Annotated in this window: 14 protein-coding genes and 2 pseudogenes; 7 read left to right on the top strand and 9 right to left on the bottom strand. The window is 71.1% G+C overall.

Annotated elements, in window-relative coordinates; genetic code table 11:
- The first annotated feature begins 65 nt into the window (after nucleotides 1-65).
- Nucleotides 66-2330 (top strand): CHAT domain-containing protein, encoded by a 2265-nt coding sequence (locus tag OV079_RS29595; RefSeq protein ID WP_267772315.1) that lies wholly within the window; start codon nucleotides 66-68, stop codon nucleotides 2328-2330.
- Nucleotides 2331-2737: 407 nt separating this feature from the next.
- On the opposite strand, the gene OV079_RS29590 is transcribed toward OV079_RS29595, so the two are convergent.
- A complete protein-coding gene (locus OV079_RS29590) occupies nucleotides 2738-4105 on the bottom strand; it encodes a hypothetical protein (RefSeq protein WP_267772313.1) in 1368 nt (455 codons plus the stop codon).
- Between the two features lie 648 nt (nucleotides 4106-4753).
- On the opposite strand from OV079_RS29590, the gene OV079_RS29585 reads away from it, so the two are divergent.
- The 3 genes from OV079_RS29585 to OV079_RS29575 are packed head-to-tail and all read left to right on the top strand — an operon-like array spanning nucleotide 4754 to nucleotide 6212.
- Complete coding sequence (locus tag OV079_RS29585; RefSeq protein ID WP_267772312.1) at nucleotides 4754-5482, top strand: peptidoglycan-binding domain-containing protein; 729 nt, start codon at nucleotides 4754-4756, stop codon at nucleotides 5480-5482.
- Complete coding sequence (locus OV079_RS29580) at nucleotides 5464-6000, top strand: hypothetical protein (RefSeq protein WP_267772311.1); 537 nt, start codon at nucleotides 5464-5466, stop codon at nucleotides 5998-6000. The genes OV079_RS29585 and OV079_RS29580 overlap by 19 nt, the downstream gene beginning before the upstream one ends.
- Nucleotides 5997-6212, top strand: a complete 216-nt coding sequence (locus OV079_RS29575) for a hypothetical protein (RefSeq protein WP_267772310.1) — start codon at nucleotides 5997-5999, stop codon at nucleotides 6210-6212. The genes OV079_RS29580 and OV079_RS29575 overlap by 4 nt, the downstream gene beginning before the upstream one ends.
- Before the next feature lie 82 nt (nucleotides 6213-6294).
- Here the strand turns inward: OV079_RS29575 and OV079_RS29570 are convergent, their stop codons facing one another.
- The 3 genes from OV079_RS29570 to OV079_RS29560 all read right to left on the bottom strand — a co-directional run bounded on the left by OV079_RS29570 (nucleotide 6295) and on the right by OV079_RS29560 (nucleotide 7785).
- The gene (locus OV079_RS29570) at nucleotides 6295-6525 is read right to left on the bottom strand and encodes a hypothetical protein (RefSeq protein ID WP_267772306.1); all 231 of its coding nucleotides are present in this window, start codon (nucleotides 6523-6525) and stop codon (nucleotides 6295-6297) included.
- Nucleotides 6522-6908: a hypothetical protein gene (locus OV079_RS29565; protein WP_267772305.1), complete on the bottom strand. Its 387-nt coding sequence runs from the start codon at nucleotides 6906-6908 to the stop codon at nucleotides 6522-6524. The genes OV079_RS29570 and OV079_RS29565 overlap by 4 nt, the downstream gene beginning before the upstream one ends.
- 106 nt (nucleotides 6909-7014) lie before the next feature.
- Entirely contained in the window at nucleotides 7015-7785 is a 771-nt protein-coding gene (locus OV079_RS29560) for a hypothetical protein (protein ID WP_267772304.1), read from the bottom strand.
- A gap of 701 nt (nucleotides 7786-8486) precedes the next feature.
- On the opposite strand from OV079_RS29560, the gene OV079_RS29555 reads away from it, so the two are divergent.
- From OV079_RS29555 to OV079_RS29545, 3 genes are all read left to right on the top strand, one after another.
- On the top strand, nucleotides 8487-9068 hold the full coding sequence (locus tag OV079_RS29555) for a hypothetical protein (protein ID WP_267772303.1): 582 nt from the start codon (nucleotides 8487-8489) through the stop codon (nucleotides 9066-9068).
- Nucleotides 9069-9171: 103 nt separating this feature from the next.
- Complete coding sequence (locus OV079_RS29550; RefSeq protein ID WP_267772301.1) at nucleotides 9172-9741, top strand: sigma-70 family RNA polymerase sigma factor; 570 nt, start codon at nucleotides 9172-9174, stop codon at nucleotides 9739-9741.
- Between the two features lie 3 nt (nucleotides 9742-9744).
- Nucleotides 9745-11979: a protein kinase domain-containing protein gene (locus tag OV079_RS29545; RefSeq protein WP_267772299.1), complete on the top strand. Its 2235-nt coding sequence runs from the start codon at nucleotides 9745-9747 to the stop codon at nucleotides 11977-11979.
- On the opposite strand, the gene OV079_RS29540 is transcribed toward OV079_RS29545, so the two are convergent.
- The 5 genes and pseudogenes from OV079_RS29540 to OV079_RS29520 all read right to left on the bottom strand — a co-directional run bounded on the left by OV079_RS29540 (nucleotide 11980) and on the right by OV079_RS29520 (nucleotide 22407).
- Nucleotides 11980-13257, bottom strand: a complete 1278-nt coding sequence (locus OV079_RS29540; RefSeq protein WP_267772298.1) for a GAF domain-containing sensor histidine kinase — start codon at nucleotides 13255-13257, stop codon at nucleotides 11980-11982.
- 301 nt (nucleotides 13258-13558) lie between these two features.
- Nucleotides 13559-13756 (bottom strand): annotated as a pseudogene (locus OV079_RS58820) (GAF domain-containing protein); the annotation flags it as partial.
- Between the two features lie 2716 nt (nucleotides 13757-16472).
- A pseudogene (locus OV079_RS58815) lies at nucleotides 16473-17870 on the bottom strand (serine/threonine protein kinase); the annotation flags it as partial.
- Nucleotides 17871-18541: 671 nt separating this feature from the next.
- Nucleotides 18542-20722, bottom strand: a complete 2181-nt coding sequence (locus OV079_RS29525) for a LodA/GoxA family CTQ-dependent oxidase (RefSeq protein ID WP_267778674.1) — start codon at nucleotides 20720-20722, stop codon at nucleotides 18542-18544.
- A 62-nt stretch (nucleotides 20723-20784) separates the two neighbouring features.
- The gene (locus OV079_RS29520) at nucleotides 20785-22407 is read right to left on the bottom strand and encodes a LodA/GoxA family CTQ-dependent oxidase (protein WP_267772297.1); all 1623 of its coding nucleotides are present in this window, start codon (nucleotides 22405-22407) and stop codon (nucleotides 20785-20787) included.
- Between the last annotated feature and the right edge of the window lie 2 nt (nucleotides 22408-22409).

The raw sequence follows: 22409 nt of genomic DNA, 5'->3' as shown, positions 1-22409 counted from the left end.
CATCGCTGCGACGACGCGGTCGCGACGGTCTGTGGATTTTATCGAGCAGAAAGGAGGCGGCAATCGTGGCAGTCACGCGAGACAGCGAGCGCGTCGAGACTCTCTATATTCGCATCGGCCGCGGCTTCGCGGTGGAGAGCCGGCTGGAGGGGCGCGAGCTCCCGGCCGGCGCCCTCGACCCCGCGGCGCTGGCGGCGGTCGCCGAGGTCGGCCCCGACGAGCAGGGCGCGCGCCTGTTCGCGGCCCTCGACGCGCCCGCGCGCGAGGCCTGGCGGCTCGCCGCAGCCCTCGCGCCGCGCCGGCGGATCCGCCTGCGCATCGACGACGACGCGCCCGAGCTGCACGCATTGCCGTGGGAGGCGCTGCGCGACACCTCGGCGGCCGCCACCGCGCGCGTGCCCGCGGCCGACCGCGACACGCCCTTCTCGCGCCAGGTGCCGTGGTCGTGGGCGCTGCCCGGGCCGGTCGCGGCGCGGCCGCTGCGGGTCCTCGGCGCGGTCGCGGCGCCCGCCGGGCTCGACGCCTACGGGCTGCCGCCGATCGATCGGCCCGGCGAGGAGGCCTGCCTGGCCGAGGCCATGGCCGCGGCCCCCGCAGGGCTCGTCGAGCCCACGGCCCTGGCCGGCCACTGCAGCCTGGTCGCGCTCGAAGCGGCGCTCGAGGGCGGCTACGACGTGCTGCACCTGGTGGCCCACGGCGTCCTCCGCGACGGCGAGCTGGCGCTGTTCCTCGAGCGCGAGGGCGGCGGAGTCGAGCGCGTCGCCGGGGCCAGCTTCGCGGCGATGCTCGAGCGGCTCGACCGCCGGCCGCGCCTGGTGGTCCTGATGGTCTGCAGCAGCGCGACCCGCAGCGTCGACGACCCGCGGCGGGGCCTGGCCCCCGCGGTGCTGGCGGCCGGCGTGCCCGCGGTGCTGGCGATGCAGGACCTGATGCCGATCGACACCGGCCGCGCCTTCACCCGCGCGCTGTACGGCGAGCTGTGGGCCGGCGGCGAGGTCGACCGCGCGGCCAACCGGGCGCGCGCGACCCTCCTGACCGGCGGCCTGCGCGGCAGCGCGGTGCCGGTGTTGTACAGCGCGCTCGCCGACAATCGATTGTTCACACCGCGGGCGCCCGCGTCGGCCGGCGGCAGCGACGAGCCGGCGTTGTCCAGCGCGCTCGCCGACGAGCAATTGTCCACACCGCGCGCCGGCGGCAGCGACGAGCCAAACGTGTACAGCGCGCTCGCCGACGACCGATTGTCCACACCGCGCGCAGGCGGCAGCGACGAGCCGGGCCGCGACGCGCGGCGAGGATTGTCCATACCGCGGAACGACCTCGCCGCCGGCGACGATCCGGCTCGCGGCGCGCCGCGAGGATTGTCCACACCCCGATCCGAGCCGGACCGCGGCGCATGGCAGGCGCTCGGCGGGCCGTTTCACGGCGTCTGCGCGGCGCGCGGGCGCGACGGTCGCGTCGAGCTGTTTGCGATCGACGCCGCGGCCGCGCAATTGCATGTGCGCAGGCAACAGCAGCCCGGCGGCCCGTGGGGCGCGTGGGAGGCCGCGCAGCCCGGGGTCGTCGATGCGTGCGCGGCGGTCGACGAGCGCGGCGTGGTGTCGCTGTTCACGGTCGGCCCCCGCGGCGAGGTGACCTGGCGCGAGCGCCACGACGCCGGCGGCTGGGCAGGGCGACAGCCGCTCGCCGGCGAGGCGACGCAGCTCGCGGTCGCCTGCGGCCTGCGCGGGGCGTTCACGGCGCTCGCGGTCGACAGCGGCGGCCTGCTGCAGTCGTGCGCGCAGCGCCAGGCCGGCGGGGCGTGGGACGAATGGGAGGGCGACTGGGAGGACGACGACGAGCAGCACCTGCAGATCGGCCTGGCCCGCGACGGCCGCGGCCTGCTGTCGGTGTTCACCCTGCGCACCGATCACAGCCTGTGGCAATCGTCGCAGGACGCGCGCGGCGAGTACCGCGATTGGCGGCGGCTCGCGACGGAGCTGCGGCGCGTGCACGTGCTAGCGAACGCCGGCGGCCGCCTGCGGCTCACTGCCATCGGCGAGGACGGCGCGCTGCTGCACCGCGTCGAGCGCGAGCCCGGCGGCCCCTGGGGCCCGTGGCAACGCATCGTGGGGGCGTATCGAGACGCGATCGCCGCGCCGCGACAGGCCGACGTCGCGTTGCTGGCGATCGACGGCGAGGGCGCGGCCTGTTGCCTCACCGGCGCGGGCGCTCGCGTCGCGCTCGGCGGCCCCGCGCTCGTCCGCCTCGTCGCCGCCGAGGACGGCGCCGGCGCGCTCCACGTGTTCGGCCTCGACCCGACCGGCACCCTCCATCACCGCCCCCTGCCATGATTTATTTTTAAAAAATGGAGAACGTCCTCAATCGTCGCAGGCGAGCCGGCGGCGCGGGTGGGTGTCCATTGTTTCGACCCAATCCGGCCGGCGGTCTCCATCCCTGCATTTTATAAAAATATGTCCTGAAAGACATGTTTTGATCGCTGCGGACGAACCCGTGCTTCGCGTCGTATCATGATATGTCGTAAAAGACATATAGTCCTTCGCCGCGGGCGGGGCCGACCGGCGCGGGTGACGTCGGGCTCGACGCAGAGCGCCGCGGCAGCGGACGCCCCATCGCCCCGACGCGACGCCGCCCCGGGCCCGCCGTCAGCCGGCGCTGCCGGACCGGAGCGCGGCGAGCAGCGCCCGCAGCAGCTCGCCGCGCTGGACCTGGGCTTGCTTCGCCAGCTCGAGGTGGAGCCTCACGAGCTCGGCGTCGAGCCCTTGCCGTCGCCAGGGACGAGGTTGTCGACGTCGCCGCCCGGGCCGATGCGCGTGACGATTCGCAGCTCCGCCTGCGCCGGCAGCTGCTCGCGGCCCGCGGTGACGATCGCCTTCGAGTCGGCGGTGACGAAGGTGCGGACCTCGAGGTCGCCGAGGCTGCACGCGGCCTGCTCGAGAGCGTCGCGCAGGGTCTTCACCGCCGACTGCGACTCGTCGATCGGCGCGGGCGCGGCGTCGGAGCCGGTGAACTCCTGGGCAGCCTTCGTCCTGGGCGAATCGACCGCGATCGCGGGCAGCGGCACCCGGCGGGCGGGCTCGCCGGCGGGCGCGAGCGGGAGGCGCACCGCAGGGTCGCCGACGATCGCGAAGGCGCGGGCGTCGTTGTTGGCGGTCCACATGTCGGCGAGCTCGCGCGGGTCGTACTGGCGCCCGTAGCCGATCTCCTCGAGCTCGCCGCTCAGGTCCGACGCGAGCTCGGCGTAGCGCTCGTTGAAGCACTCGAGCGCCGCGCCGACCCGGGCGCCGCGGAGCAGCTCGCGCATGGCGCCCTCGAACACCGCGAGCTGGGCGCTGGAGCCGGTCTTCTTGCCGCTGCCGGGCCACAGGAAGCTGCAGCCCCAGGCGCGCTCGACGTGGCCGATCGTCGCCAGGGCGCCGCCGTTCGGGTGGGCCAGCAGGCGCCGGGGCAGCGCGGCGAGGAACGCGGCGTCGGCGATCGGCGTGCGGGCGCTGCTGGCGGCGCGCTGGCCGTAATCGTCGTACATCGGCGTGCCCGCGCCGTAACAGGCGAAGTTGAACATGACGAGGCCGTGCGGCCGCGCGTCGGCGCGGAGGTCGTCGCCCGCGAAATAGAAGTCCTGCGGCAGCGGCTCGCGCCACTGCGCGGGGCCGGGCCAGTCCTGACAGATCAGCGCGCCCTGGTGCGCGCGCTGGCGCGGGTCGCCGCGCGAGAAGCCTGCCCCGTGGCTCGCGGTGAACAGCAGCGCGGGCGTGGCGTCGCCGCCGAGCAACCGCGCGAGCGTCGCCTTGCTCGCGGCCTCGCCTTCGTGGCGGCGAATGACCCAGTCCGGCGCGTGCGGGGCCAGCAGGTCGGCGAGCGGCGCGACCAGGTGCTTGCTGCTGAGCTGCGTCGCGGGGTCGTCGGGGTTGCTGACGGCGAACATCGCCAGCTCGCGCGCGAGCTGCAGGCCGCCGGTCTCCGCCGCGACCACGCTGCGCGCGTACGCGGCGTACTCGGCGACCTCGTCGAAGTGCAAGCGGCCGACCGCGTATTGCACGTCGAGCTGGTATTGCACGAAGAACGGCAGCTCCTCCGGCGAGGCGACGAGCAGCAAGTAATAGGGCACCTTGACCGGATCGGCCGGACCGGGCCCGGCGCCGAGGCGCGCGAGGAACTTCTGCTTGCTCTCGCCGGGCCGGTAGCCGTCGGGGCCGCGGTAGATCTTGAAGAGCCGCCCATCCTGAGCGCTCGCCTGGGCGCTGCGCAGGGCCAGCAGCGGCTGCAGTGCCTCGACAATCGCTTCCTGGCGCGCCGCCTCGGGGTGTCCGGCCGCGCCGCGGGGAACACCGCGGCCCAGCCGGCCTGGGCGAGGTCGTTCGCGTCGAGCCCGGGCTTGATGCCGTAATGACCGGTGGCGTGCGCATCGACGCGGGCGCGCAGGTCGGCGAGGTGATCGGCGTGCTGCGGGTCGGCCGGCGCGGCGGCGCGGCCGAGCTTTCGTCCGAGCTCGTCGGCGCTGGTCGGCGGGAACAGATAGGCGCCGGTGCCGACATCGATGCCGTTGAAGTACAAGGGGCTCTGCAGATCCATGGTGCGACCCTACGGCCCCATCGCCGCGGTTGCAATGTTAATTGCGGACGACGTCGCGGTGCGACGATTCCGCGCCGCGTTCGCATCACCGGACCTCCACCTGCACGCAATCGACCATTCTTCAGAATCATGACCAGACGACGGAGAGCGCGGAGTTTCGACGCGCTCGCCGCAGGAGTGCATCATGCCGACAATTGTTCCCCGACCCCATGACCCCACCCTGGAGATCGCCGACACCACGCCGCCGGGGGTCGACCCCGACGGGCTCTTGAGCTTCGAAGCGCCGGCCGAGGGCGACGCGCTCGACGCCGCGGCCTTCGCCGACGAGCCATGGGCCGACTTCGACCCGGAGGCCGAGCAGGATGACGACGGGGGGCCGGTCAGCTTCGGCGGCACCTCGCTCGCGCTCGCGGACACCAGCACGCGCGAGCGCTGGCTGCAGAGCGCCCTCAAGGCGCTGGTCGCCCCGGCGCTGACCGTCGACGGCCAGATCGGGCCGCGCACGATCCGGGCGGTGCAGCTGTTTCAGCGCCGCTCTCAGGCCCTCGGCGGCGGGGCATTGACCGTCGACGGCCAGGTCGGACCGCGCACCCTCGCCGCGCTCGAGCGGCTGACCGGCCGCAGCGCCCCGGCCGCGAGCGCGGCCCTACAGCCGCCCGCGAGCCCGGCGACGCAAGCTTCCGCGGGCGCGCTGCAGGTGAGCGAGCAGCAGGTCGACGGCGTCACCGAGTACACGATCCGCGGCGGCGGCGACGAGGTGCGGTTCTCGTACTGGACCCCGGACTTTCGCAATACAAGCCCTACAACGTCAGCCGCTACAAGGGGGCGCGCAAGGGGCTGCTCAGCGATTCGCAGATCCTGGCGACCGGCTATTCGAGCAGCGAGCTCAAGATCTTGCAAGCCAACGCACTGAAAGAGTCGGGCGGGGCGTTCGGGGCGATCAACACGTGGGACGACCAGATCGTGTCGTGGGGGATGGCGCAATTCGCCGGGCAGGCGGGGACGCTGGCGGCGCTGCTGGCCGAGCTGAAGGAGAGCCCGGGCAGCCGCGCGAGCTTCCTGCGGTGGTTCGCCGCCAACGGGCTCGATGTGGCCCGCGGCGAGTACCCGTGGAAGAACGGTCAGACGAAGGTCGGCTGGCACGTGGTGGTCACGACCCGCGAGGGCCGGACGCTGCAGGGCAACGACGGCTGGAAGCACGTGCGCACCGATCCGCGGCTGCTCGGGGCGTTCATGCTGGCCGGCAACGACCCGGCGATCCAGCTCGGGCAGGTCGAGTTCTGGCGCCGGAGCTTCCTGTCGCGCGCGATCGCCAAGCACGTCGCCAGGCGGGCCGACGGCTCCGGGGCGGAGCGGTGCGCCGCTTCATCACCTCCGAGCGCGGCCTGGCGGTGCTGGTGCGCCTTCACAACTGGATGCCCGGCTACGTGACCACGTGGGCGAATCGCTTCATCGCCGAGCTGCAGGCCCGCAACCCGAAGCTCGACCTCGCAGATCCCTACCACTGGAACCAGCAGCTCGAGGATGCGTTCGTCGCCAGGGTCTGCGACGAGCGCAAGCGGGTCAAGTCCGGGAGCTATGACACCTACGCGCTCGACCTGTCGCGCGCGCGCGGAAGCTTCGTCGTCGGCCGCGAATCGTGAGCCGCGGTGCCTTGAAACAACGAGGGTCGTGCGAGCGATTCGCACGACCCTCCCTATTCGCGCTCCGCGGCCGACTTGGCGGTCAGTCCCACGGGGGACGGCGCCTGCGGCCGCACGACGGTGCGGGCGTCCCACAGCTCGCGGACCGTCGCGTCGAACTCGAGCGGGGGCGGCGCCTCACCTCGGGCTTGTAGAACGCGACGAGGTCGACCAGGTCGCCGTGTCCGGAGGGTTTGTCCTCCTCGAGGGTCACGGCGCCCCAGCGGCGCACGAGCCCGTGCACGTTGCGGGTCTTGCGAACGGCGCCCGTCATCGCGGTGGCAGACGACTCGAGGAAGCGCTCGAGGCACAGGCCCAGGAGGACGTCTTTAATGAGAAGCCGGGGGCCGCGCGGCGGGCGTTCGCGTGGACCGTGAAGTTGCCGTTGACCATCACGAGGTTGCCGTCGCGGGCGAGCGAGGTGAGGGCCCGATCGGACCAGTTGTGGAAGTACGAGTCGGCCCGCGCGATCGGGTACTCGAGGTCCATCGGGGTCATGAAGCTCAGCGCCACGCACTGCTCGCCGAGGAACAGCGCGCACATCTCCTTCTGCCGGGTGAAGGCGTCGGAGTGGAGCGGCCCCGGCTTGCCGAGCTCGCGGAAGGCCTCGCTCCACGACTCGTACCAGCAGCGATAGGCGGCGGCGTGAAGGTCCACGCCGGAGGGCTCGGGGCGGAGCCCGGGAGCAGCACACATAAGCTCGGGTCATGATGATCTCCTCCACGATAAAAAGGGCCGGCTCGCGCGAGGCGAGCGAGCCCCGTCAGGACGCGACCTGGCTGCGCGCCTGCGTCTCGGCGGACATGCCGAGCGCGAGGGCGAGCGCGTCGCCCAGGAATTGATCGTAGGCCGCGAGCGCCTCGGAGCCGGCCGTCACCAGGTCGTCCAGCGCTTCCGGGCGCTGCTTCAGGAATTGGTCGAGCTTCCGGGCGTTGAACTTCGTGTGTCCGACGTCCAGCTCGACGTGGTCCTGGACGAAGCTCAGGCATTGCTTCACGTCGCCCCCGAGGTCGGCGAGGCAGCGGGCGATGAAGCTCGGGCCGTAGGTCACCGAGAGCCGCTCGATCTCGTACTCGATGGCGATCTGGGCGTACGGCGCGGGCCCGGCGATCACGTCCTCGTGCACTCGCACGTAGCGCTGGATCCCCGGCGTCGGCGGGTGCGCGAGCAGCTTCTCGGGCGCGGGCACGGGGCGGCCCGCCTGCTCGCGCCGCGCCGCGAGCGAGCGAGTGTCGTCCACCATCATCGCGTCGTGCCCGGCCTCGTGGCGGGCGTGGGCGACCAGGGCGTTGCCGATGTCATTCAGCCCGGCGGCGAGGCAGCGCTCGCCGGCGCGGCGGATCCACCCTTCGACCGGGGCGGTCATCTGCACGCCGAGGGCGCAGAAGGAGAGGAGGAACAGCTCGAGCGCGTCGGGGGTCAGCTCGCCGCCGATCACCCGCGTCACCCATTCGCCGGCGGCGAAACGGGCGCGCGCGGCCTGCACGCTCTCTTCGTAGATTTCCAGGCTAACAGACAAATTAGGGGTGCTCATGGTTTGCGCCTTGAATAGCACAAGTCGACGACGAATGGATTGAACCACGGCGATATGCCGTGACTCGAGGGCGACGGATTCGACCCTGGAACTCTTCCCGGTGTTTCTGTCGGGACAGTGGAAACCGACCCACGATCAATTGCGCTGCCGCGAAAAATCGGGGGCCGCCTTATGGGCTCGTACCGGCCGAGATGCGAGCCGGCGCGGCGATGGCCGGCTGCGTGATGCTTCTTTCGCGGCGGCCTCCGATCTGCGCGATCGATTCGGCGTGAGCGTTCGATGGGTCACAGTGCATCGTTCACGACGCGCAGCGCCCCGGCACGTGACGGCGGGCGGCCGACGGGCCTGTGCGCAATTGCCGGACCGGGCATTCCGCGCAGGCGACTCGTCCTGTGCTCGAGACGTGCCCGCCGGGGCGCCGCGGCGCTCGATTCGCAGCGGGTGTCATAAAGGACTGCCATCATTGCTCGCAGACGGCGGGCTCGGAGTCCGCCCGGTGTGAGAGCGGGCGGCGCGAACGCGGGCGCATTCGTGCGCGCAGGAGACGGTGACGGGGGCGCGCGGTCTCGCCCGGCGATTTTTTTTGCGAGGCCCCGAAATTTCGTGAGCCGGTTCCATCGCACTTCTCGCCTTTCCCGGTGAGGGCGGCGATCGAGGCGACCGCCGCCATGACTCGGAAAGTGAGAGGCGAGATGCGACGCATGTTCCTGGGTTCGGTATTGCTGATGAGCTGGGCGGGCTGTGACGTGGAGCCGCCGACGCGGGAGGAGCTCGCGGAGGTCGACGAGGCCGAAGGCGAGCTGGCGGAGGGCGAGGCGGCGGAGGACGCCGGGGGCGCGGAGGACCAGGGGGTCTTGCCCGGTCTCCCCGATCTGACCACCGGGCCGCGGTCCTCCGCCGCCAACTATTTCACGCCCGTCGGCACCCACGACACCTTCAATTGCAGCAAGATCGCCGGGTGGGTGAAGGACGGCGACACCACTGCGCCGACCTGGGTGACCATCGACCGCTACGCGCCCTATCCGTATGGCGAGCACGTGGCCACCGTCCTCGCCGACCTCTATCGCGCCGATCTGCCGTTCGCCGACAAGTATCACGGGTTTTCCATCAACACCCCGGCGTCGCTCAAGACCGGCGAGGTCGAGACCATCTATATCCACGGGATCAACGTCGACGGGGACGGCAACTGGGACGTGAACGCCAACAGCCCGCTGCTCAGCGGCACCGGCAAGAGCTTCTGCTGCGGCACGAAGTGCCTGAAGCCGGACGTTCAGAACCCGTAGCCCGCGCCGCGGAGCCGGGTGAGCCGTCGCGGCCGCGACGGGTCGCCCGGCCCCGTGGACCCCCCTGGGATGGCGTGATCTTTTGCAGCAAGATCGGGGATCGATGGCGGACCACGAGTCTTCGGTGGACGTGACGGGCCTGCTCAAGGCGTGGAGCTCCGGCGAGGCGCGAGCCCGCGAGGCGCTCATCGTCGTGGTGTACGGCCAGCTGCGGAGCATCGCGCGCCGCCAGCTCCGCGGCGAGCGCATGCATCACACGCTGCAGCCGACCGCGGTCGTGCACGAGGCCTACGCGCGGCTCATGGCGCACGACCGCATCGAGTGGCAGGACCGGCGCCACTTCTTCGCGGTCGTCAGCCAGGCCATGCGCCGCGTGCTGGTCGACCACGCGCGGGCCCGCCTGGCCGGCAAGCGCGACGGCGGCACGCTGACGGGATGGGACGACGTCGAGACCGAGGTGGGAATCGTGCGGGCGCCCGAGCTGCTGGCGATCGACGACGCGCTCACGCGGCTGGGGGCCATCGATCCGCCCAAGGCGCAGCTGGTCCAGCTGCGCTTCTTCGGCGGCCTGTCGCTCGAGGAGACCGCCGAGCTGCTCGGCTGCTCGCGCGCGACCGTGGTCCGCGACTGGCGAATGGCCCGCGCGTGGCTGTTCCGCGAGCTGGGAAGGTGAGCCGTGACCGATCGCTGGAAGCTGCTCGAGGAGCTCGTACAGGCGGCGCTCGATTGCCCCGCCGAGCGCCGCGGCGCGGTGGTGGTCGCGCTCTCCGATGATTTGTCGCTGCGCGCCGAGGCGCTCGAGCTGGCGGCGGCGCACGACCGCGCCGGCGACTTCCTCGAGCGTCCGGCCGAGCCGCTGCCCGAGCACGACGAGCCGACCTCCATCGGGCCGTATCGCGTGATCCGCCGGCTCGGCAGCGGCGGCATGGGCGACGTGTACCTGGCCCGTCGCGACGACCAGGAGTTCGAGCGCGAGGTGGCGGTCAAGCTGCTGGCGCCGGGGCTGTACGGCCGCGACTTCGTGCGCCGCTTCCGGGCCGAGCGGCAGATCCTCGCGCGGCTCGATCACCCGAACATCGCCCGCCTCTACGACGGCGGCACGCACGTCGACGGGCGGCCCTACCTGGTGATGGAGCCCATCGAAGGCGCGCCGCTGCACCGCTTCTGCGAGGAGCGCCGGCTCGGCCTGTCCGAGCGGCTGGCGCTGGTGCTCGCGGTGTGCGACGCGGTCGACTACGCCCACCACCGGCTGGTGCTGCACCTCGACCTCAAGCCCGAGAACATCCTGGTGATGGCCGACGGCACGCCGAAGCTGCTCGACTTCGGGGTCGCCAAGCTGCTCGACGCCGGCGGGGCGTCGACGCTGCAGACCACCCGCGCGGGACCGCGGCCGCACACGCCGCATTACGCCAGCCCGGAGCAGCGCGCCGGCGAATCGCTGACGACCGCGAGCGACGTGTACTCGCTCGGCGTGGTGCTGTACCGGCTGCTGAGCGGTCGGCTGCCGCACGCGGACGCGACGGTCGTCGACGTCGAGCACGGCAGGCCGCCGCCCGAGCCGCGCCGGCCGAGCGCGGCCGATCCCGCTGACGCGAGCCGGGGTACGCGCGAGGAGCAGCGCGAGGCGGCGCGGCTGCGGCGACAGGTGGCCGGCGACCTCGACGCGATCGTGCTCAAGGCGCTGCGGCACGAGCCGGCGCGGCGCTACGACACGGTCGACAAGCTGGCCGAGGACATCCGCCGCTACCAGCGAGGGCTGCCGGTGCAGGCTCGCCAGGGCACGCTCCGCTACCGCGCCGGCAAGCTGCTGCGCCGACACGGGCGCGCGCTCGTGGTGGCGACATTGGGGCTCGCGCTGCTCGTCGGTTTCTCGGTGGCGATGGCGGTCCAGGCCGCCCGCCTCGAGGAGGAGCGTCGCATTGCCGAGACCATCTCGGCGTTCCTCGTCGACCTCGTCACCCACGCGAGCGCCGACGGCCTCCGCGCGCGCGAGCTCACCGTCGGTCAGGTCCTCGACTACGGCCGCAGCCTGCTCGCGCAGGAGCGCGTCTACGAGGACCCCGAGATCGACACCGAGCTGCGGGTCGTGCTGGCCCGCCTGTTCCGCGGCGCGGGCGAGTCCAAGGTGGCCGAGGCGCTGCTGCGGCGGGCGCTCGCCGAACGCATCGCGCAGAAGGGCGAGGATCACCGCGAGGTGGCCGAGGTCAGGCTCGAGCTCGCGTGGGCCGTCGGCCCGCCCGAGGACCTCGACGCCGCCGCGCGCTGGCTCCTCCCGGCCCTCACCGTGCGAGCGCACGAGCTGGACGAGGGGGCCCGGACGAGTGTCACGACCCGGCTCGCGGTGGCGACCCTCGCGGCCCTGCAGCGCGGCCAGGCGGGCGCCTCGTTGCTCGGCCAGGCGGACGCGCTCCTGGGGGCGCGCGCCTCGACCCTGCGCGAGCAGATCGATCTCATGGCATATCGTCAGTTCCGCGCCGAACGGCTGTGGCACCGCGACCGTGCCGCGGCGGTCGTGGAGCGCGAGCGCATCGCCGCCGAGTTCGCCGGGCGCGGGCTGCCGGCCTATCCCGCGCTCATGGACCTCGGCACGGCGTATCGCCGCGTCGGTCGGCCGCGCCAGGCGATCGCCACCTTCGAGCACGCGCTGCGGCTCCTCGATCGGGAGACGGACCTCCCGCCGTGGTACCGCCTGTCGTTCGAGGTCGGCCTGGCCCGGGCGCACCGCGCCGCCGGCGACCGCGCCGCCACCGAGCGCATTTTTCTGCGCGCGCTGAAGCAGTCGATCGCCAGCCTGGGCGCGGAGCACTTCGGGACCCGCATGATCGCCAGCCACCTGGGCGACGAGTACCGCGAGGCCGGCCGCACCGCAGAGCTGGCGGCGCTCGAGCGCCGGTTCCCGCCGCGATACTAGTTAGTCGCGCGGCCGAGCCTGCAACTCAGCGACCACGGAGAGCCGTGCCTCCCGCGAGCGCACCTGCAGCGCCTCGGGGTGGGCGTCGGCCAGCGCGATCGCGTCGTCGGTGCGCTCGAAGCCGAGGAGCCCGCGCGCGCAGGCGGAGGAGTGACCGGTCGGCGCGGTGTCGATGATGATCGGCGGAGATCCCGGCGAGCGTCCACGACATGTCCCTTGGACGGTCGAGCGCGGCTCAGGGGGCCCCGCGCAGGGGAGCTCGACGATGAATGTCGCACCGGCCCCCGGCCGGCTGTCGCATCGGATCGAGCCGCCGTGGTCCTCCACGATCCGCCGGCAGATGTACAGGCCGAGGCCGAGCCCACCGTAGTGCCGCTCCGACACCGCGCGTTCGAAGCGCTCGAAGATCCGCTCGCACTTGTCCGGGTCGATGCCGATGCCGTGATCCCTGACGGCCAGCCGTGCCACCCCGCGCTCTGCCCCGAGGAAGATCTCGATGGGATGCCCCGCCCCGAACTTGATGGCATTGGCGAGCAGGTTGCTGATGACGCGGTCGATGCGGGACTGATCCCACCTCCCCACGACCGGGGCGCCGTCGTGGATCGAGACGTCGCAGCGGGCCAGTGAAAGGTCGGCCTCGAAGCGCTTGACCACCTCATGGACCAGGGCGCCGAGGTCGACGTCCGTGAGCGCGAGCGGCAACGGACCGGTCTCGATGCGCGAGATGTCGAGCAGGTCGTTGATGAGTCGGGTGAGCCGCTCTCCCTGCCGTGAGACCAGCTCCAGCATGCGATTCGCGGTCTGCGGATCCATCGGCCGCTCCGTCCGGGCCCGGCGGTGCAGGGACTGGATGGCGAGCATGAGCGAGGTTATCGGCGTGTTCAGCTCGTGGGATGCGACGGTGAGGAACTCGCTCCGCACGCGCACGGCCTCCTGCGAGGCCCGGTAGAGCCGCGCGTTGTCGAGCGCCATGGCGGCGCGGCGCGCCACTTCCTGCGCGAGCTCGAGGTCGACGGGCCCGTAGCGACGTCCCGGCGCGGCGGAGGCGAGGCTGAGCACCCCGAAGGTTTGCCCGCGGGCGATGAGCGGCACGGAGAGCCCGGTCCGCGTACCGAGCGCGCGGACGAGACGCAGGTGCTCTTCGTCGTGGCAGATCGCGCGCAGGGCCTCGTCGGGCAGTTCGGGTGTGAGGCGCGGTTCGTGGGTGCGGAGGACCGTGACCGCGGGGTGGGGCGAATCCCAGCGCGGCGGATAACGCCGCTGAATCTCGCGGAGCATGGGCTCCATCGCGGGATCGCGGTGGGCCACGACGAGGCGCCGGATCTCGCCCTTCCACGACGTCGATCGTGCACCAGTCGGCCAGACCTCGCACGCACAGCTGGGCGAGGTGGGCGAAGGTCTTCTCGTAATCGAGCGACTCTGCGAGCAGCGCTCCGGCCTCGGCGAGGAAGGCGGACCGCCGCTTCTCATCCTCGGCCGCGTCGCGTGCGGCCCGCTCCTTGGCGAGGAGCTGGGCGTTGTCGAGGGAGATCGCCGCCTGCGTAGCGAGCAGCGAGAGGGCGGCGAGCCTCTCGGGTGTGAACGCGCCGGCCAGGAGGTTGTTCTCGAGGTAGAGCAGGCCGGCCACCGCGGTCTGCCGCAGGATGGGCAGGCAGAGGACCGATTTTGGCCGGTGCCGGGCGAAGTAGGCGTCGCCGGCGAACTTGCCCGCGTCGGCCGCGGCGTCGCTCAGGATGACGCGCTCCTTCGTCCGCTCGACATAGCGGACGAGCGACACGGGGACGTGCCCGGATGAGGCCAACGGCACCGCCTCGATGACGGCGGTGACGACCCCTCTCTTCGAGGGTCGCCTCCGCCTCGATCGAGAGGTTCCTGTCGCGACACAGGACGAGGCAGGCTCGCTGCGCCCCGCCTTGCTCGAGCACGACCTCGAGCAACGTGCGCACCAGCTTGTCGAGCACGATCTCGCTCGAGATGGTCTGTGACGCCTTGGTCACCGAGTAGAGATCGAGCTCGACGGGCCGGACCGCGACGGTGGCGGTGGGCGCGAGGGCCCTCGGCTCGAAGAGGCGAGGATGCTGCTGGTCGATCTGCTTCACCTTTCCGTCGGCGCCCCAACGGGCGTAACCGGCGCGTGCGTTGCGGAGGTACGTGTCGGCGATCTCGTCGAACCCTCGCGCCCGGTAGAACCGAGCCGCGAGCTCGTGGGCGAGCGCCTCGTTGTGGACGAAGCCGTTGTCGCGGGCGGAGCGGATGGCCTGCTCGTAGAGGCGCATCGCGTCGAGCTCCCGGCTGCCGATGCGCGCGATCTCGGCGGCGCATAGCGCCGCGCGGTTGGCGAAATTTTCCGGGCAGTTCTCCGCCCAGACCTCGATTTGCTGGTGGTGGGCAGCGAGCGCCGCCAGGTGCCGGGGCCGCTCGTCGGACGATGTAGCGTCGTATTGGGCAGCGTGCGTGAGCGCGCTGAAAAAATGGTACTCCGCGACCTCGAGCTGGGAAGGCTGTGACCACAACAGCGGCTCGGCCTTCAAGGCCGCGGCGGCGGCAGAACCGTGGTCGCCGGAGAAGTAGCGCGCTTGCAGCTTGTTGGTCCAATACAGGCATGTGGCGAAGGCCAGGCGCAGATCACCCTCCAGATGCCGCTCGAATCGGCCCTCGTCGAACTCCGCGTCGTCGAAGGCGCCGAAGTCCGGGGTCAGCCCGCGGAGGGTTCGGACGAGCCCGAGCTGTCCCATGATGCTGTCGACGATGAGGCCGAACCTGGCCTTGCGCACGAACTCGAGGCCTCGCTCGGCTTCTCGCTGGACGTCGCCGAGGGGCTCGCCGGCGAAGAGAAGGTCGGTGAGCGAGGTCATGCAGACATAGGCCGCAAAGGTGAGATCACCGGCTTCCTGCGCCGCGTCGAAGGCGCGTCGCATCCACTCGAGGCCGGTCCGCACGTGCCTCGTCCACGGGTTGACGGAGTGCCAGAAGGCCATATAAACGCGCGCTTTGAACCGGTCCAGCCCGCGTGTTTCGACGAGATCGAAGCCGAGCTTGCCGAAGCGAAAGGCGGCCCGATAATCGCCGAAATGCGTTCCGAGGATCATGCCGAGCCAGACATAGGCGTAGCTCGATGCGTCACAGTTGCCGTGCTCGAGGCTGAGGTTCCCCATGCGACCGATGACGAGGAAGAGCAGGTTATTGTCGGAGAACATGGCCGGCGGCAGCGCCTCCATGAGGACGTCCATGGTCGCGCGAATGGCCGGATCGGTCAGCGGCGGCAGATCGATGAGCTCCTCGAGCGCGCGGCTGCCCAGCTTGCGCCACAGCCGCTCGTACTCCTGCCGCACCTCGTCCTCCGCGGGGTGCGGCGACCACTGCACGTCGATGCGCCGCAGGTATTCGAGGCAGACCTCGATGGCCCGGTCACTCCGATCGAGAGTCAGGTAGAGAGCCATGCGCACGCACGTGACAGCGGCGCTGTCGACGAGGTTGCCGGCGCGGGGTGAAAGCGTCGAGAGCCGCTGTTCCGCCGCCGTCAACTCGCCCGTCAGGAACTCGCATTCGGCTCGGTGGAACTCGAGCGCGAAGGCGAGGTCGTACCGGCGCTCCCAGCTGTCCTCGAGCAAGAGCGCCGCACCTGCGGCGAAATACGTGAGCGCCGAGGCGTACGCGGTCGACCCCTTGGCGCGCTTGCCCGCGATGAGGTTGAGCTCGGCGACCCGCTCTCGCTCCGCCGGCGAGGTGATCAGCGCGGCGCCCCGGTCGAGCTGGTTCACGATCTCGAAGATCTTCTCCGCGAGCTCTTCAGGGGGCGTGCGCGAGGCGAGCTGCCTGCCGATCCCGAGGTGCATCGCCGCCCGCTCGCCGGCCGGGATGAGCGAATAGGCCGCCTCCTGGACGCGATCGTGGAGGAATTTGTACGCGCCGGGCATGCGGAGGACGAGCCCTGCTTGAACGGCCTCCGCGAGGGCGGCCTGCGCGTCCTGCTCCGAGCCGCCCTGGACCAGCGTCAGGTGGGCGTCCTCTGCGGTGTTTCCCAGACACGCGAGCTGCTTCAGCGCGTCCTGGGTCGCCGGCGACAGCCGCTTGAGCTTCCCGACCATCAGCTTGACCACGTTGTCGGTGAAGCTCTGCTTGCGGATCTCCGTGACGTCCCAGCGGAACGCTCCCGTGCCCCCGTCGAACCGGATCAGGCCTTCTTCGTCGAGCGAGTCGACGAACTGGATGGCGAAGAAGGGGTTGCCGGCCGTCTTCTCGTGGACCAGCGCCGCGAGCGGCGCGGCCTCTTCCGGTCGACAATGGAGCGCATCGGCGAGGAACATACCGAGGTCCTCCTGCGCGATCGGGCCGAGCACGATGTCCGTGACGCGGACTCCCGCCCTCCGCGCATCGTCGACGGTCAGCAGGAGCGGGTGGGAAGGAGTGACCTCGTTGTCGCGGAAAGCTCCGACGACGAGGATGTGGCGGACTTCCGCGTGAGTCACCAGATCCGCGAGCAGCCCGAGGCTCGCCGAGTCGGCCCATTGGAGGTCGTCGAGAAACAGCACCAGGGGGTGCTCCTCCTGGGCGAACACTCCGATGAAGCGACGGAACACCAGGCGAAACCGATGCTGCGCCTCGGCCGGCGGCAACTCGGGCGCCGGCGGTTGCCGCCCGATCACGAGCTCGACCTGCGGGATCACGTCTGCGATGAGCTGGCCATGGGCTCCGAGCGCGTCGTGGAGGCGCTGCCTCCACGCGGCGATCTGCGGCTCGCTCTCGGCGAGGATCTCGAGCACGAGCTCCCCGAACGCCTGGACGAGCGTGGCATAGGGGATCTCGCGCTTGTACTGATCGAACTTCCCCGAGATGAAAAAGCCTCGCGCCCGGGCGACGGGCGCTTCGAGCTCGCGGACGAGAGCGCTCTTGCCAATCCCGGAGTAGCCGGAGACGAGCAAGAGCTCGGGCGTCCCTGTGTCGATGACCCGACCCAGGGCCTGAAGCAACAGCGCTCGCTCCGAAGCCCGCCCGTACAGCTTCTCCGGGATCTGGAGACGGCCCGAGGCGTCGCGCTCTCCCAGCGGGAAGGGATCGATGATTCCGCGCTCCCTCCATTCCGCGAGGCACCGCTCCAGATCGCTCCGCAGCCCGCGCGCGTGCTGATAGCGGTCCTCGGGCATCTTCGAGAGGAGCTTCAGGACGATCCGCGCCAGCGTCTCGGGCACCTCGGGGACGCTCTCTGCGACGGATGGTGGGGCGCGGGCCACGTGACAGTGGACCCATCCCACCGGATCTTTCGCCGCGAAGGGCAGCTCCCCCGTGAGCATCTGATGGAAGGTGACGCCGAGAGAGTAGAGATCGGCGCGACTATCGATCGCTCGGTTGGTGCGTCCCGTCTGTTCTGGCGACAGATAGGGCAGCGAGCCCTCGATGAGGTCCGCAGGCTGCGGGGGTCGGTGCTCGCGCGGGAGGCGGGACGCGAGCCCGAAGTCGGCGATCTTGATCTCGCCGGTGGCGAGATTGACGAGGATGTTGTGCGGCTTGAGGTCCTTGTGGACCACGCCCTGCTCGTGGAGATCCGCGAGCGCCCTCGCCATGCCGATCGCCAGCGGGAGGAACCGGTCCACGGCCAGCGGCGCGCCGAGCAACGCATCCAGCGGTTGCCCACCGAAGTCTTCCATGACGAGGGCCGGCATGCCCTGATACGCGTCGAGGGCGAGCGCCCGGACGACGGCTGGCGTGTGGAGCTGCTTGCCGAGCTCGTACTCGTGCTTCAATCGCTCGCGGTCCTCCGGACGGCTGCGCCGCACATCGAGCACCTTGAGGACGACGCGGCAACCATCCGCGTTCCTGACCGCGCGATACAGGACGGTCCTGCTCCCCCGCGAGAGAAGCTCGGTGATCGTATACGGGGCGGAGGGGAGCATGATGGCGGTCCGAGCCGCACCAGGGCGCCGCGCCCGCGTCTCCCATAGGGCGGCGAAGACGACGATGCCACGAAGAGGGTAGCCCAGGCCGCCCGCCCGCGTTCGGCCCCGTCGTCATTGAGGCTGTGGCGCCGCCACGCACACGAAGTGCCCCTGCAGAGGCCGATGTCGTGTCGACGCTCCTCGCCCCGGCGCCGGGGGAGCGGTTCGTGGTCGGAGCGGGTTTGGTCGAGTTCGGTGGCGCTCGTCCCTCAGGCGCATATCGACCATCTCGCGGCACTCGACGCTTGCCCGTCGGGCGAGATCGCCGCGCGCGAGCATGGTCGCGGTGGAGACGGCCGAACCTTCCGCTCGTTCGTTGCATGCCGTCGACCGAGAAGTGCTCGTTGCTCATCAGCCCGGCGGCCTTCGCCTGGCCCACGACCAGCGCGAAGAACTCGCGTCGCCTTTAGCAGCGACTCCGGTGGAATCGACGGCCGCCCGGAGCGCTTCCCGCAGGAGCGCCAGCTCCTCGGGCGGCGAGACCCGCGAGACCGGCCGCACCGCGGAGCTGGTGGAGCGGTTCCCGCCGCGACCCCGGGGTCGGTGCTCTTGTGATATGTCCGAAAGGTCATGTGCAGCTATACACACTTCATTTCGGCGGAGTCGCGTTCACGCGGAGTCGGAGCAGCTCATCGGCCCGAGCTCGCTTCCTCTCCCGCCGCGTCCAGTTCCGGCAGCGTGAGCCGGCGCAGCCAGTAGGGCGCTTCCGGCCAGCGCCGCTCCTCGGCGTGGATGAGGCGCCTGCGCTCGCGGTAGACCTCGTGGATGCGGCCCAGCGCCGCGCTCTCTCGCGCCACGCTGCCGGCAGCTCCTCCGAGCTCGGCGTGGAGCGCGAGCCCCACGCGGAGCCCGGCATAGAGGGCGGTCAGGATGCCCTGCGACGACAGCGGATCGAAGGCCATCGCGGCGTCGCCGACGGCCACCCAGCCCGCTCCGTGCGCCTGTGCCAGCCGCGAGGTCGAGGCCGGGCCGCCGCGCGGTCCGAGGATTCGCCGGTAGGGAGCCGCCTCGAGCCTTGCGCGGACCCGGCGGGTGCGGGCCAGGAGCTCGTCGAACCCCGCGGGCGTCGCGGCGACGCGGGCGGCGGGCAGATCTGCGTCCGTCAAGAAGACCACGACCCGCCGCCGCCGCGGCAACAGGGCCGTGTACCACCAGCCCTCGGGGACCGACTCGACCAGGGTGAGGCTGTCCCGATCGCAAGGCTCCGCCTGCTCGTCGCGCTCGTGGACTGCGATGATTGCGATCTGCGCGTCGTCCTGAATTCGGCGCGCGCCGAGCCGGCGTGCCACGGACGCGGCCCGGCCGGTGGCGTCGACGATGAACGCGCAGCGGGCCTCCGCGGCCGCGCCCTCGTCGCCCTTCAACGCGAGCCGGAAGCCCCCGGCGTCGTCGCGCACGAATGTATGGAGGCGCGTCGCGGCGCGGACCTCGACCCCCTCCTCTCGCGCGCGGCGGCGGAGGGTGGCGTCGAAGCGAGCGCGGTCGAGGTGAAAGCCGTGGCCCCGCGGATCGCGGAGGAAATCGTGGATCACGGGCGAGGGCCCGCCCCACACGCTCTCGTTGCCGTACGACGGCAGGTGCTCGTCGGCGAGGAATGCCTCGAGCGCCCCGAGATCGTGCAGCAGAGGGACCGCGGCGGGGGGCAGGCCCTCGCCGGCCGCGAAGCCGAGGCCGGCGGGGGTCGCGTCGACGAGCAGCGCCCGACGCCCCGCGCGCGCGAGGGTCAGAGCGGCCGCCGCACCGGCTGGGCCGCCGCCGATGACCGCCACGTCGAACGCGCGAGGTTCGTCGTGCGCTGTCGTCATTTCAGTCCTCCCTCTTGTGCGGGTAGCCGACGAACGGGCGGGCGCTCGCGTTGTGCGGGACCGTGAGCGGGGCCTCCCCCGTGAACTGCACGCCCGTCTCCACGTAGAGCTCCGCCGGCATGTTGTTGACGTTCGTCGGCCCGGGAAGCGCTCGACGATCCCCAGGTCGCCGAAGCGCTGGATCATCGTCTCGAGCTGGCCCTGGTAATCGTCGTCGGCGCCGAGCCAGCGGTACCAGACCTCGCGCCCCTGGAAGGCCGCCATGGCGTCCTCGGGGGTCGTGGCCGCCATGATCTGCCGGTACGCGGCCTCGGTGAGCACATGGTTGGGGACGCGGTGCGGCCAGAAGGTGGGCAGGTAGGGGTCGTACTCCGGGACGTACCCCGAGCGGCAGCTCGCGGTGTCGGTCTGCCAGGGGACGGCCATCCAGCGGGTCAGGTCCCCGGGGCCGTTGAAATAGAGCGGCCCGCCGACGGTGGCCCCGCGACCCTGCACATAGACCTGCTCGGGCGAGAGCTGGTCGCCGTAGTCCTGATTGGCCACACCGTCGGGCCACGTGCGGATCCGGAACGGCTCGGTGAACATGGTGTAGTTGCGGATGGGCCAGGTCACCTCGCAGCCGGGGTGGAAGGGCCCGCCCAGGCAGAACTCCATCGCCGCGCGGTCCAGCGTCGCGGGCTGATCCTGCACGGGCACCTGGTCGATCGACGTCGGGGCCGCGGGCGGGGCGCCCCGCCAGTCCGCGTCGAAGTCGCCGTTCGCCCACTGCCAGAGGTACTGGTATTGCAGCTCGGTGACCGCCATATAGGCGTCGCTGGTGGGGTCGCTGAAGGCAGTGGCGTCGCCGTAGTACGACGGCCACTCGGCGATGCTGATGCCGCCGCTCAGGCCGGTGTTGTCGGGCGCGGTCAGGCGGATCTTGCTGTTGAAGCGCCGCGGGTAGCGGAACTGATTGAAGAGGATCCGTCGCTGGGCGGCGAACTCCTGGCCGGGCGCCGCGAGCACGTCGAGCTGGTCCGGGAAGTAGTTGGGCCCCTTCCAGCCGAACTGCGCGGCGAAGCCCTTGTTCACCCACTGCGTGGCGCTGAAGCGCTCGAGGATCGGGTAGATGTCGCTCGTGAACGACGGCCGCGCCTTCTGCGGCCACCACTGGCCGGTGTAGGTATTCGCGAGGATGTCGTAGAGCGTGACCATCGACTTGAGGTCCGGCGCGTATTGGGCGGCGCCACGACGACCCAGGCCGGCTTGGCTTGCAGGGTCTGCTGGCCGAGCTTCACGGTGGCCTGGATGACGCCGTCGCAGGTGTCGTCGCAGTAGCCGTCGTTGTTGCCGTACGTGTAGGCCCTGCCGCCGTCTACGGCCGGGATCGACTGACCGCGACCGCCGAGGAAGAGGAGTCGGCCGGCCTCGTCGGTGCCGAGCTCGGCCAGGACGACCGACTTGCCGAAGAACTGGCCCGCGAGCTGGTGCGCGGCGAAGTCAGTCTGCGACGCGCCGGTGATGGACGCCGGGGCCGGGGTGATCTCGAGCTTCTTGCGGTCGTCGCCCTTGATCAGCGCGTTGCGGCGACTGACCGGCACCGACTCGGGCAGGTCGAGCGCGACGCCGAACTGATACCAGGACGCCTTCTTGTTGGCGACCTGCACCGTCCAGGTGATCTGCGCCTCGGCGGCCGTGATCTCGCGGACGACGTTGCCGTTCGCGTCGAGCCCGTAGATGCGGAAGCGCGCGGCCTGGCGCTTCAGGGCGCCCTGCTGGTCGCGGTAGAAGCCCGGCTGCTGGGCGACGGGGGTGGGTACCTCGGGGCCGATGAAGTACTCGTCGCTGTTCCCGATTCGCGCCACCCCGATGCCCGGGTAGATGGCGACGCTGACGATTTGCGAATCCACGGGGTCGTCTCCGTTGATGGTGGTGGTGTCGAACCAGGCGCTTTTTTGGATCGTCTGTTCGACGGTCGAGCTGTCAAACACTCGGACGAACGAGTCGCTCTGTCCGACGGCGAGCGGGCTCTGATTCGGCAGCGTCCCGCCCTGGTATGGCGGTACTCCCGGCAAGAGCACCTCGAGGAAGCGATTCTTGTCGTCCCAGGTCTCCCCCGGCGCGTCCGCCCAGGGCGGGTAGTCGCCGCCCGTCTGGATGGCGTCGAAGTCGGGGCGCCGGGTGAGGTAGTGAGCCACGTGGCAGGCGCCGTCGGGGCTCGGCAAGAAGATGTACTTGCTCTGTGACGGATACTGCGCGTCGGGGTCGAGCTGGCGAAAGTAGAGGATCTTCCGCACCGAGGCCATGAACCGAGAGGGCCCGAATCCGACGCTGCCGCTGGCCCCCTTGCGCTCGAGGGTGGCCTGGAATTGGTACGGGGAGTCCATGGTCGGCGCGGCGTCCGCGATCGTCTGCAGCGTCAGGTCCTGCGTGCTCTGCAGGACCCGCATGAAGCCGCCGCTCGTGAGCAGGCCATTGTCTCCGTACGCGGCGAGATCTGCGTCGAGCGCGTTTGCGGCGTCCTCGGGCAGGGAGACGAGCATGGCCATCTGATAGGCCTGCGCCGGCGCCGTGAACACCGAGGCGTGGTAAAGGAGGGTGAGATCGATCGTGTAGCCCTGGTCGAGGGTCAATCGTTGCGGCCGCGAGAGCACGAGGAACTCGTGCGCTGCCGACAGCTCATCGCCCTGCGTCGCTTTCTCGGCCGACATCG

The sequence above is a fragment of the Nannocystis pusilla genome (assembly GCF_026626665.1).
GTDB classification, from domain to species: domain Bacteria; phylum Myxococcota_A; class Polyangia; order Nannocystales; family Nannocystaceae; genus Nannocystis; species Nannocystis pusilla.
The sequence above is the reverse complement of the archived record's forward strand: the minus strand, read 5'-3'. Positions and strand labels throughout refer to the sequence as shown.

Excerpts from the sequence above, each read along its gene's own strand:
- OV079_RS29585 (WP_267772312.1), top strand. The coding sequence starts at position 4,754 with ATGCCGACAATTGTTCCCCGACCCCATGACCCCACCCTGGAGATCGCC.
- OV079_RS29570 (WP_267772306.1), bottom strand. The coding sequence starts at position 6,525 with ATGACGGGCGCCGTTCGCAAGACCCGCAACGTGCACGGGCTCGTGCGC.
- OV079_RS29560 (WP_267772304.1), bottom strand. The coding sequence starts at position 7,785 with ATGAGCACCCCTAATTTGTCTGTTAGCCTGGAAATCTACGAAGAGAGC.
- OV079_RS29555 (WP_267772303.1), top strand. The coding sequence starts at position 8,487 with ATGTTCCTGGGTTCGGTATTGCTGATGAGCTGGGCGGGCTGTGACGTG.
- OV079_RS29550 (WP_267772301.1), top strand. The coding sequence starts at position 9,172 with ATGGCGGACCACGAGTCTTCGGTGGACGTGACGGGCCTGCTCAAGGCG.
- OV079_RS29540 (WP_267772298.1), bottom strand. The coding sequence starts at position 13,257 with ATGCTCCGCGAGATTCAGCGGCGTTATCCGCCGCGCTGGGATTCGCCC.
- OV079_RS29520 (WP_267772297.1), bottom strand. The coding sequence starts at position 22,407 with ATGTCGGCCGAGAAAGCGACGCAGGGCGATGAGCTGTCGGCAGCGCAC.